This window comes from Elizabethkingia bruuniana (assembly GCF_002024805.1).
GTDB classification, from domain to species: domain Bacteria; phylum Bacteroidota; class Bacteroidia; order Flavobacteriales; family Weeksellaceae; genus Elizabethkingia; species Elizabethkingia bruuniana.
The window spans coordinates 4043166-4055823 of record NZ_CP014337.1; the positions used below are offsets into that span (position 1 = coordinate 4043166).

Genomic DNA, 12658 nt, shown 5'->3' on the forward strand with positions numbered 1-12658 from the left:
TTTAACACAGTTTAACGAAATGTTAAATTTTCAATGCCTTGAGGCTCAGGTCAATATTTTTCGCGGAATGGGTTAATGCACCTGCTGAGATATAGTCTACACCGGTTTTTGCAATGTCCTTAAGTCTTTCTCTTGTAACATTGCCGGAGGCCTCAGTTTCACAAATTTTGTTAATGAGAATTACTGCTTCAGCCATGGTTTCGTTGTCCATGTTGTCCAGCATAATACGGTCTATTCCCGGAGTATTGATGGCTTCCTGAACCTCTTTTAGGTTTCTGGTTTCAACCTCGATTTTCAGATTGAGCTTATTTTTTTCTACATATTCTCTGGCCATTTTCACGGCATTGGAAATACTGCCGTTATAATCAATGTGATTATCTTTCAGCATAATCATATCATACAATCCAAATCTGTGGTTGGTTCCACCACCAATAGATACTGCCCATTTTTCACACAAACGGAAATTAGGTGTAGTTTTACGGGTATCCAAAAGTTTGGTCTTGGTTCCTACCAATCGGGAATCCCAATCATGAGTAAGCGTAGCAATACCACTCATGCGCTGCATACAGTTTAGTACAAATCTTTCTGTAGACAATATAGACTGAGCAGAACCGGTTACAATAAACGCGACGTCACCAACTTTGGCTTGTTCACCATCTCTAATTTTGACATCGACAGTGAGATCTTTATCATAATACTTAAATATATATATTGCCAGTTCAACACCTGCTAGAATACAATCTTCTTTTACCAACAACTTTGCAGACTGTTGCAATGTGGCAGGGATTGTTGCCAATGTAGAATGATCTCCTTTCTGAATATCTTCTGCCAGAGCATTTTTAATAAAAGTATTTAGTGCTTTTTCTGTAATATAACTTGGACGGTTCATTTTATATTGTTCTTGTTGTTTCAATTGGTTTATCGTTTCTGGACCATTCACTCCAGGAGCCTACATAAAGTTTTGGGATATTGAGTCCGGCATAGTCTATTGCCAATAATGTATGGCAAGCTGTAACACCAGAACCGCAATGTACCATAATATTTTCAGGTTCATGACCCTCGAATATTTTTGTGAAATACTGTTTTAATTCCTCCGGATCTTTATAAGTTCCGTCCGAATTAAGATTGTTGGCAAAAGGGTAATTCTTTGCAGTTGGAATATGCCCCGCAATAGTATCTATGGGTTCTGTTTCTCCATTGTAACGAGGCGTTTCTCTAACGTCAATAATTAAGGTCTCTTCCTTTTGGGTGAATTTTTCAGCTTCCTGAATACTAGCAATAGGTAATTGCCATTCTGTAAAAGTGTAATTTCCAGACGTTTTTTTCGAGGAAGCCTCTGTTGTTGTAGGAATAGCATTACTAATAGCTGCTTGCAAGCCTCCATTTAGTACCTGTACCTTCTCGAGTCCCGCAGAACGAAGCATCCACCATAACCGGGCAGCAGCGTTCGATGCGTTTTTATCATCATATATAACAATATGAGAGTCTTTTTCGATACCAGTTTCCTGCAGTACTTTTATAAAATTTTCTATTTTGGGCAGCGGATGTCGGCCTCCGTTTTTATAATCTTCAGGAACATCGGACATATCAGTGTTTAGTTCCATATAATAGGCATTAGTTATATGTCCATTATCGTATATGCTTTTGGCATTGTTTCCGGCATGGATAATGATAGTTTCTGGTTGGTGCAGAATATTCACTAACTCATCGGGATTAATAATAGGATTCATTTTATTTTACTAAATCTTTATTAAAAAAAGCTCCTTTGTTTTCTTTCATCTCCATAGAATGTTTGATGATCAGGTAAGAAACATTCACAAGATTTCTAAGTTCAGATAGCTGTGGCGAAAGGATAGAATTATTATAAAGAGCTGTTACAGCTTCATAAATTTCTCTCTGTTTCTGCTGTGCTATTTTTAAGCGGGAATTGCTTCTCACGATTCCTACAAGGTCACTCATCATTTCTTGTAACTGTTTTCTGAAATAAGAGACCATTACCATTTCGTCCATTAGCTTCATTCCTTCCTGATTCCATTCAGGGATAGCCTTTAGGTCATTGAAATTAAATTCATTCTGTTTCAGTAATTCTACTGTTTTTACAGCTGCTTCGTGACCGAATACTAAACCTTCCAGTAAAGAGTTTGACGCTAATCGGTTGGCTCCGTGTAATCCCGAATTGGTACATTCACCAACAGCAAAAAGATTTTTAATAGAAGACTGTCCGTCTATATCCACGTCTATCCCCCCCATTAAATAATGACAGGCAGGTACAACGGGAATAAGCTGCTCGAAAGGGTCTATACCTTCTTCAAGACATTTCTTGTAAATATTCGGGAAGTGTTCTTTGAATTTTTCCTGATCCATATGACGGCAATCTAAACCAACGTAGTCATCCCCGGAAATTTTCATTTCATTATCTATAGCTCTGGCTACAATGTCACGGGAAGCTAATTCTTCACGTTCATCATATTTTTGCATAAAGGGCTGTCCATCCTTGGTTCTCAGCTTTGCACCATCACCACGTACAGCTTCCGAAATCAAAAACAGCATGCCGCTTCTTTTTGAAAACATAGCAGTAGGGTGGAATTGGTAATACTGCATATTGGATACCTTGCCACGTGCTCTGTGAACAAAGGCAATTCCGTCTCCGGTTGCAATAATAGGATTTGTGGTGTTTTTATAAACATGCCCGGCACCACCTGTTGCAACAAGGGTGATCTTGGCGGTAATTTTCTTTATTTTTTTATTTTTCTGATCCAGAATATAAGCACCATAACAATGAATGTTGTCATGATTCAGTTCCTTGCCGGGAACATGGTGCTGGGTAAGCAAGTCGATCACATAATGGTGATCCAGAACTTCAATATTCGGAAGCTTATTAACGGTTTCCAGAAGTGCCCGCTCAATTTCGAAACCAGTAATGTCCTTATGGTGAACAATCCTATTTTCGGTATGTCCGCCCTCTCTTCCCAGTTTGAAGTCGCCGTCTTTTTCTTTATCAAAACGGGTTCCCCATTCTACAAGCTCTCTGAAGCGGTGTGGACCTTCCTTTACTACCATTTCAACAACATTGCGTTTGTTTTCCCCATCTCCGGCACGCATGGTATCTTCTATGTGTTTTTCGAAATTGTCTTTTGAAAAATCAGTGACAACGGCTAGTCCGCCTTGTGCATATTTGGTATTGCTTTCATCTTCATCCGACTTGGTGACAATAGTAATTTGTGCATCCGGCAGCGTCTCTGCAATCTTAATGGCATAAGAAAGTCCTGATATTCCGGAACCAATAACTAAAACATCCGCTTTAATCATAGCTTATAAAATTTGAAGTCTATATTCCTTCTCGTTAATAAAGTATAAACTTACGAATTTTGTAGCTGTTCGAAGACAACATCAACAGATAATTGCTGAGATTGAGCAGCTTTTACAGCTAACTGATCACAGCGTTCATTTTCCGGATGTCCGGCATGTCCTTTTATCCAGTGGAATTGGAGCTTGTGCATCCTCATTAAAGGGATAAACCTGCGCCAAAGATCATCATTCTTTACTTTATTGAAATCTTTCTTAATCCATCCGAATATCCAGTTCTGGTTGATAGCATCCGAAACATATTTGGAATCGGTGTAAATGTGAACATTACTTTGTGGAGTATTGAGTTTTTCCAATGCTACGATAACAGCTAAAAGCTCCATACGATTGTTGGTTGTTAGGCGAAAACCTTCAGAAAATTGTTTTTCATATTTCTTTTCAACAACCTTCATTACGATTCCATATCCGCCCTTTCCGGGATTACCACTGCATGCTCCGTCTGTATAGATGTCTATTTTCATTAGAAAGGCATCATTTCATCTTCATCATCGTCATTCATTGCCGAGCCTGAAACTTTGTTACTGCTTGGCGGAGTAGGAGACATTCCAAATGCCGAACCAGGATCCATTGTGGTCTTTATCTTATCATAGAAATTGTCATTATTGGCTTGTGATGGGCTTCCCATGCCACCACCGAAAGTGTCTTCACCTAAATCTCCGAATCTTGCCATGGAGCCATGGAATGCTAAACGGACATCTTCTGTTGTACCATTTCTGTGTTTTGCAATAATTAATTCAGCCTGATTTGCAGAAGGAGTTTCATCCTCCCAATATTCAATTTTATAATATTCTGGACGGTAAATAAAGGATACGATATCCGCATCCTGTTCAATTGCTCCGGATTCCCTAAGGTCGGATAGTTGAGGTCTTTTACCGGGTCTGTTTTCTACGGAACGCGATAACTGAGAAAGAGCAATTACAGGTACATTTAATTCTTTTGCAATCGCTTTAAGGGAACGAGAAATGGTTGAGATTTCCTGTTCACGGTTTCCACCGCCTTTCCCACTTTGGGCTGTCATCAGCTGAAGGTAGTCGACCATGATGATCCGCACACCATGCTGCATAACCAATCGACGGCATTTTGCTCTAAAGTCGAATATCGAAAGGGCAGGTGTTTCATCGATATAAAGAGGGGCCTTCTCCAGATTGGAGACGTTACTGAATAGTCTTTCCCATTCTTCATCGGTTAACGTTCCTTTTCTTAGCTTTTCTGAAGAAATTCCTGTTTCAGAGGATATCATCCTCATAATTAACTGTACAGATGCCATCTCAAGAGAGAACAAGGCAAGAGGTATATTTTGGTCTACAGCAATATTTCTGGCCATCGAAAGGATAAAAGCTGTTTTTCCCATCGCCGGACGTGCAGCAATAATAATAAGGTCGGAAGGCTGCCAGCCTCCTGTTTCTTTATCTACAGCTTTGAACCCTGAAGGTACACCGGAAAGTCCCTGTTTTCCTCTTAGGGATTTTACTTTGTCCAAAGCCTCCTTTACTAAGGAATTCGCCGTGTCAAACCCTTTTTTAATTGTACCATTAGTAATTTCAAAGAAGCTTTTTTCAGCCTCATCTAAAAGTTCGAATACATCGGTAGATTCTTTGTATGACTGGTCTATAACATTTCCGGATACATTGATAAGGGATCTCAGAATGAATTTTTCCAGAACGATTCTTACATGATATTCTATGTGTGCAGAAGACGATACTCCCAGGGTAAGCTCTATGATGTAAGAGTCTCCACCCGCGAGATTTAATCTGTCTTCACGTTTAAGTTCCTGAATGACGGTCATCATATCTACAGGATGGTTGTCCTGATATAATTTCAGAATAGCAGAATAGATTTCCTGATGGCGAGGATCATAAAAAACCTTCTCGGTGAGAAGGTCTATAGAAAAGTCTAAAGCCTTCTTGTCTATGAGAAAAGTTCCGATAACCAGCTTTTCAAATTCCACTGCATTAGGAGGCATTTTACCTTGCGAAATAGATAATTCCTTGGCAAAATTCCCTTGCGTTAATGATGATAATGTTTCCTTTTGAGCCATGAGGCAAAGATAAATTTTAAAAAACTAAAAGCACAATTGCTTTATTCACAAATAAATTTTAAGTAGCGATTTCTCCTCTAAATTAGGAAAAAATCGTGTTAAGAAGTATAAATATTTATGTATTGATGTGCTGAGCACGATATTTATTTTGTCTTAACTGTATATTGTAATTTTGAATGTTTTTCGGTTAATATTTGATGGTGTGTGATTGGTGTTAATACTCCATTTTACGAAGTTTTGGTGCAAATGTCCCTACCATTAAAGCTACTAAAAGCGTCATACTGCCACCAAAAACAACAGAGCGTATTACACCCATCATTTTTGCAGCAAGACCACTTTCAAACTGGCCAAGTTCATTGCTGGAAGTTATAAATATGGTGTTGACGCTTAATACGCGACCACGGATTTTGTCGGGAGTTTTCAGCTGAACAATAGTACCGCGGATCACAACGCTAATGCCATCCAGCATGCCACTTAGAACAAGGAATCCAAAAGACAGCCAGTACAGATGAGACAATCCGAAACCTATAATACAAAGTCCAAAGCCACTTACAGCAGCGATAAGTATTTTTCCCTGATTCTTTTTAAGCTGCATAAATGATAGTGTAATAATAATACACATTGAGCCAATATCTGATGCCGCATTTAGTAGTCCAAATCCTTCGGACCCTACCTTTAAAATATCAGTTGCGTAAACCGGAATCATTGCTACAGCACCTCCAAATAAAACAGCAAAAAGATCAAGTGTAAGAGCGCCGAGAATTTCTTTCGTTTTATAGATATAAACTACACCTTCACGCATACTTTCCCAAACGTTTACTTCTTGTCCTTCGTATTCAGATCTGTGTTTGTTCAGTGTCCAGAAAAATAATGATCCGATAAATAAAAAGCATAATATAACGACAAGAGTACCGCTGATTCCCAGCCATGCTATTAAAAAACCTCCCAGTGCGTGACCTGATACTGATGCTGTAAGAAATGTTGCCTGATTAAGTGTAATGGCATTTGGTAGTTCCTCTCTTTTAACAATGTTAGGGATTAAAGCCGGAACTAATGGTGATAAAAATGCTCTGCAGATTCCGGAAAGAAAAATAATACCATAGATATAATAAGTAATCTGATGATTGCTAAAGCTAAGCTTATGTCCCCAGAATGCCGGTATTAATAAACAGCTTAAAAGGAAAAAATAAGCGTAGTTACAAATCAGTAGTAACTTTTTCTTCTCACTCATATCTATGATATGCCCGGCGTATAATGCACATCCAACTGCGGGGATTACTTCAGATAAACCAATAAGTCCAATAGAAAAAGGATCTTTGGTTAAGTGATATACCCACCAGCCAAGTAAGGTTGCAAGCATTCGGAAAGCGATGATCAGAAAGAATCGCCCAATAAGAAGATTTCTGTATTCAGTATTTCTTAGTGTCTGGAGGGGAGCCAGTGATATCATAGTATAGTAAAAAAATGAAGGAAATTAATTTTGTTAATTATTTTATTATGAGATTTAACTCTGGCCGATGAAAGAAGTCTGCAATATCACGGTTGTTTGCTAAACGCGGAATCTTATTCTGTCCTCCTAGTTTACCCTGTGATTTTGCATATTCCAGGAAGCTGTCTTTTTTCAGTCGGGATATAATAAGTGTCTGTAGAATGTTACCTGTAATTAGGTCGTTGTAATAAGTGTTTTTATTTCTTAGTGCTATATCCAGACTTTGTCGGAACGCTTCCATATTTGCAGGCTCTTTTTCAAATTCTATAAACCATTCATGATAAGGGAGACCGCTTTCCGGATTTACCTGTGGTGCTAAATGGAATTCAGAGATTTGAGCCGGGTGTTTTAATATGGCTTCTTTCATGGCTTCCTCTACTTCATAGGCAATAACGTGCTCGCCAAATGCAGAGGTAAAATGTTTTGTTCTTCCGCTTACCAGAATTTTATATGGATTTTTAGAAATAAATCTTATCATATCACCAATCATATAAGCCCAAAGTCCGGAATTAGTTGTAATGACAAGAGCATAATCTTTATGAAGTTCTATTTCTCCAAGGGTTAGTCTCCTTGGATTTTCTTTTCCAAGATCTTCCTGAGGAATGAACTCGTAGAATATACCATGATTGGTTAGTAAAAGAAGTCCGTCTTCTTTATAATTATTCTGATATGCAAAGAATCCCTCTGATGCCGGAAAGGTCTGGACAATGTCTACAGTACCACCTAAGAGACTATTCATCTTTTCCCGATAGGGCTCGTAATTGACCCCGCCGGTAACAATAAGCTGGAGATTTGGAAATATTTCCTTTATTTTTTTGCCGGATCTTTCTGTAAGTTTTTCAAAATACATGATTAACCATGGTGGTATGCCGGAAATAAGTGTCATATTCTCTTTCTCAGTTTCAGCAATGATTTTGTCAACCTTGGTTTCCCAGTCCTCTATTATATTGGTTTTCCAACTTGGAAGCCTGTTCTTTTGCAGATAATTTGGAATATGATGAGCTACAATCCCGGAAAGGCGGCCTGTTTTTACTCCATGCAGATCTGTAAGTTCCGGAGATCCTTGCAGGAAAATCATTTTTCCATTTACAAAATCAGCATTGTCTTTCTGTGCAATATAGAAAAATAGTGCACTTCTGGCAGCGTCAATCTGATATGGCATTGCTTCTTTAGAAATGGGTATATATTTGCTGCCGGATGTTGTTCCGGATGTTTTGGCAAAATATTCTGGTTGTCCCGGCCATAAGATATCCTTTTCTCCCTCTTTTATTTCTTCAATATAATTTTTCAGATCTTCATAATCAGCTAAAGGAACTTTTGTCTGAAAATCCTGAATATTGCGGATGCTTCCGAAGTTGTGTTCTTTTCCGAATTTTGTGTTTTCAGCTTTTGTAATCAGGCTTTTTAATAAGTCTTCCTGATTAGAAACTGCATTCCGGGTAAACTCTTCCGATGATTTTACATATTGCTTCGCCCAGATTTTGGCAATAGCTTTTTTTAAGATGCTCAACATAATCGAGGGCAAAATTACGTAATTCCACTTGAAACCAATGTTGTAAAAGTGAGAATGATCAGAAGATATTTTCTATCATATGAATGGAAGTTTGTTTTGAATACCGTTCAGTAATAATATAAGCTTCTGTCAAAGCTGTCGGGTTCGATATTTCTTAGATATACAAAAAACACCGTTTAGTATTAATACTAAACGGTGTTATAGAGAATTTGGATTGATTATTATTACTTTTTGTTTTCTTTATATCTCATATCAGGAGTTCCGTCTTTTTTAAGATGTTGTGAAGATTTGTATCTTTTGTCAGGAGTTCCGTCTTTTTTTAGCTTTACACCTTGTGTAGTTGTTGTAGATTTTACTTCCTTCACTGCTCCTTTAGCGTCTTTAGAAGTTGACTTTACTTCTTTCACTGCTGTTGTCTTGGTATCTTTTGCAGTAGATTTTACTTCTTTTACTGAAGATTTCATTTCTTTTTTTACCGGAGTAACAGGTGTTGTCTGACGAGGTGTAGTTGTCTGAGCAGTTGCAAATCCTAGTCCTAAAGCCAGAGATAATGCTGATAATAGATTTTTCATTTTTTAATGGTTTTTTGTATGTGTAATTTAAATTTTTACTTCTGTGAAGTTACACTAAAAAACTATCAAGATGTGTGCTAAAAATTTCGATGACAATTAATTTAACAAAATTTTATCACAGTTTAAAACGGGCTTAAACCAGATAAGAGAGAAATAGCAGGTTTTCCTGTTCTGTGACAGTATATATTGGCTTATATTCTCATTTTCAATTATCTATAAAAGAATAACTATATTATTCGTAAATTTGCAGTTCGATAACGGTTTCAGGAAGCACTGAATCCGTTTTTCGTCGTTTAAATGAAATTTAATACCAGGTGCAATTAACTTCTATAAAAAATACGCTGTTACCCGATTTATTAAAGAAACAATGGGGTAAAGAAATATTCGATACACTGCGCGAAAAACAAAAGATTAGTATAAAAGGAGCTGCGGGTTCCTCTATGAGTTTGCTGGCTGCGGAATACTTTGTGTCATTCCATCAGCCTATGCTGATAATCTTGGATGATAAAGAGGATGCCTTATATACTACCGCAGAGCTGGAAGAACTTTGTGGAAAAGAGAATGTATTATATTTTCCGGCAACTTTTCTGGAGCCTTATCAGATAGAAAAAACGCAGAATGCAAACAGAGTATTGCGGACAGAGGTTATTAATCAATTGAATTCGTCTAAAGTACCAAAAGTAATTATAGCATATGCGGCAGCACTTTCAGAAAAGGTAATCAAGAAGGAAGAGTTTGGAAAGTTCTCCCATACCATAAAAGTAGGAGAACAACTGGATTTTGATTTTATAGATGAATTGCTGAACCATTATAAGTTCAACAGAACAGATTTTGTATCAGAGCCTGGTGAATTCTCTGTTCGTGGTGGTATTATAGATGTGTTTTCTTATGCATACGAGTTTCCCTTCCGGATCAGTTTTTTCGGGAATGAAGTAGACAGTATTCGTACTTTCGACATAGAAAGTCAGCTAACACAGGGAAAAGTGGAAGAATTCCAGCTGGTGTCCGCTATTCAGGATATCTCAGGAGATACTTCGAAAACTTCTTTGCTAGGAATTCTTCCTAAGGAAACTGTCATGTTTACCCGAAATGCATTTTTGGGAGTAAAGCATATTCGTGAGTTTTTTGAAAAGGCGCAGGAAGTATATAAAACCCTGCATCAGGATATTAAATACAGCGAACCTAAAGCTATTTTTGTATCAGAAGATGAGTTTCTGAATGAGATTAACCATTTTGTATGGGCAGACTTTACTTCAGAAGTATTAAAATCTTCACGAGCTGAAATTCAACTGAAACTAACCCAGCAACCTGTTTTTAATAAAAACTTTGAATGGTTGATTCAGGATCTGGAAGATAAACTGGAAAAAGGTTATGATGCATGGATTTCATTCTCCTCCGAAAAACAAAAGGATCGTCTGGAAAGCATTTTTGAAGAGCTTGAAAAGAATATCCCGTTTAAAAGTTGTGCTTCCGAACTGCATGAAGGCTTTGTAGATAATGAAAATAAAATATCAGTTTATACCGATCACCAGATATTCGACAGATACCAACGGTATAAAGCGAAAAATGCTTTTGCCAAAAGTGAGCAACTTACCTTAAAGGATCTGATGTCTCTGAAAGTTGGGGACTACATTACACATATTGATCATGGGATAGGAAAATTTATGGGGCTGGTAAAGGTCAATAACAATGGTAAAGTTCAGGAATGTTTTAAATTGTCTTATAAAAATGGAGATTTATTATATGTCAGTATTCATGCACTTCATAAAATATCAAAATATAACGGACCTGACGGAAAAGACATTGTGTTGAGTAAGCTGGGATCTTCCGCATGGAAATCCCTGAAACAAAAAACCAAAGCAAGAGTTAAACAGATTGCATTTGACCTTATCAAGCTTTATGCACAAAGGAAAAGTGCAAAAGGTTTTGCCTATTCACCGGACGGATATATGCAGAATGAGTTGGAAGCTTCCTTTATTTATGAAGATACTCCGGATCAGGAAAAAGCAACAATGGACGTAAAAGCAGATATGCAGGCAGATACAGTAATGGATCGATTAATCTGCGGAGATGTAGGATTTGGAAAAACAGAAGTTGCTATCCGTGCTGCCTTTAAAGCTGCTGTAGACGGGAAACAGGTAGCGCTTTTGGTTCCTACAACAATTCTGGCATTTCAGCATTACAGAAGTTTTAAAGAAAGGCTTAAAGACTTCCCTGTTGAGGTCTCTTATCTTAACCGCTTCAGAACAGCAAAACAGAAGAAAGAAACGTTGGAAGGATTAGCTTCCGGCAAAATAGATATTGTAATTGGTACACATCAATTGGTAGGCGCCAGCGTAAAGTTTAAAGATCTGGGATTACTGATTATTGATGAGGAACATAAATTCGGCGTAGCTATAAAGGATAAGCTGAAGACTATGAAAACCAACATTGATACTTTAACGCTTACTGCAACTCCTATCCCGAGAACATTACAGTTTTCTCTGATGGCAGCGCGAGATCTTTCGGTTATTAAAACACCACCGCCTAACCGGCAGCCTGTGGATACTAAATTGGTAGGCTTTAACGAAGAAACTCTGAGAGATGCTATTAGTTATGAATTACAAAGAGACGGACAGGTTTATTTTATTAATAACAGAATAGAAAATCTTAAAGAAATTGCAGGTCTTATCCAGAGATTGGTTCCGGATGCCAGAGTTATTACGGGGCATGGACAAATGGATGGTAAACAGCTGGAAGCAAATATGATGGATTTTATGGAGGGCAAATATGATGTGTTGGTTTCTACTACGATTGTGGAAAGCGGATTGGATGTACCTAATGCCAATACGATTTTCATCAACGATGCACAGCGGTTTGGTATGGCAGACTTGCACCAGATGCGTGGACGTGTAGGACGTAGTAACAGAAAGGCATTTTGTTATCTTATTACTCCACCAATGGATTTGGTTTCTTCAGATGCTCGTAAACGTTTGGAAGCTATTGAACAGTTTTCGGATTTGGGTAGCGGTTTCCATATTGCGATGAAAGATTTAGAAATTCGCGGTGCCGGAGATTTGTTAGGAGGAGATCAGAGCGGTTTTATCAATGAAATGGGCTTCGATACCTATCAGAAAATTATGCAGGAAGCTCTGGAAGAGCTGAAGGATGAAGATATGGAAGGCCTTTTCCAAAATGAAGAAGAGCGCAAAAAGCTTTTCAACTCTGTTAAGGATGTGAATATTGATACCGATTTAGAGCTGATGCTTCCGGATGATTATGTAAATAGTACAGAAGAGCGATTGTTGTTATATCAAAAACTGGCGGATGTAAGGAACGCTGCAGAGCTTAGTCGTTTCGAATATGAGTTGAATGACCGTTTCGGGGCATTACCAAAAGAAGCGATTAACTTACTGAAGAGTATTGAACTGAAATGGTTGGCTGCAGATATAGGATTTGATAAGATAGTGATGAAAAACGGAATCTTCCTTGGGTACTTTCCGGGTAATCCTCAAGATAAGTTTTATCAGAGTGATCGATTTAAAAAGATTATTCAATACCTTGGTTCCAATCCTCAACATGCACAGTTAAAAGAAAAGCATTCACCAGAAGGGAATCAGCTAATGATGCGTAAAGATAAGATTAGTAATGTGGATGAGGTTAATGCTTTGCTAAATAGTATATTGGCATAATAAACTTCA

Annotated in this window: 9 protein-coding genes; 1 reads left to right on the forward strand and 8 read right to left on the reverse strand. The window is 37.8% G+C overall.

All coding sequences use genetic code 11. The annotated features are described in order from the left end of the window. Positions 1-22: 22 nt before the first annotated feature. The 8 genes from nadC to AYC65_RS18980 form a co-directional block, all read right to left on the reverse strand. A complete protein-coding gene (nadC, locus tag AYC65_RS18945; RefSeq protein WP_034871677.1) occupies positions 23-889 on the reverse strand; it encodes a carboxylating nicotinate-nucleotide diphosphorylase in 867 nt (288 codons plus the stop codon). Between the two features lies 1 nt (position 890). Then, positions 891-1730: a sulfurtransferase gene (locus AYC65_RS18950; RefSeq protein ID WP_034871676.1), complete on the reverse strand. Its 840-nt coding sequence runs from the start codon at positions 1728-1730 to the stop codon at positions 891-893. A 1-nt stretch (position 1731) separates the two neighbouring features. Beyond that, on the reverse strand, positions 1732-3309 hold the full coding sequence (gene nadB / locus AYC65_RS18955; RefSeq protein WP_034871675.1) for an L-aspartate oxidase: 1578 nt from the start codon (positions 3307-3309) through the stop codon (positions 1732-1734). Between the two features lie 50 nt (positions 3310-3359). Continuing rightward, positions 3360-3827 (reverse strand): ribonuclease HI, encoded by a 468-nt coding sequence (gene rnhA / locus AYC65_RS18960; protein WP_034871674.1) that lies wholly within the window; start codon positions 3825-3827, stop codon positions 3360-3362. After that, entirely contained in the window at positions 3827-5404 is a 1578-nt protein-coding gene (gene dnaB, locus AYC65_RS18965; RefSeq protein ID WP_034871673.1) for a replicative DNA helicase, read from the reverse strand. Before dnaB ends, rnhA begins: the two co-directional genes overlap by 1 nt. Positions 5405-5618: 214 nt before the next feature. Beyond that, complete coding sequence (locus tag AYC65_RS18970; protein WP_034871672.1) at positions 5619-6854, reverse strand: MFS transporter; 1236 nt, start codon at positions 6852-6854, stop codon at positions 5619-5621. 37 nt (positions 6855-6891) lie between these two features. After that, positions 6892-8406 (reverse strand): GH3 auxin-responsive promoter family protein, encoded by a 1515-nt coding sequence (locus tag AYC65_RS18975; RefSeq protein ID WP_034871671.1) that lies wholly within the window; start codon positions 8404-8406, stop codon positions 6892-6894. A gap of 224 nt (positions 8407-8630) precedes the next feature. Next, a complete protein-coding gene (locus AYC65_RS18980) occupies positions 8631-8978 on the reverse strand; it encodes a hypothetical protein (protein ID WP_034871670.1) in 348 nt (115 codons plus the stop codon). Positions 8979-9292: 314 nt separating this feature from the next. Between AYC65_RS18980 and mfd the strand changes: the two genes are divergently transcribed. After that, positions 9293-12649, forward strand: coding sequence for a transcription-repair coupling factor (mfd, locus tag AYC65_RS18985; protein ID WP_034871669.1), 3357 nt, complete (start codon positions 9293-9295; stop codon positions 12647-12649). Positions 12650-12658 lie beyond the last annotated feature (9 nt).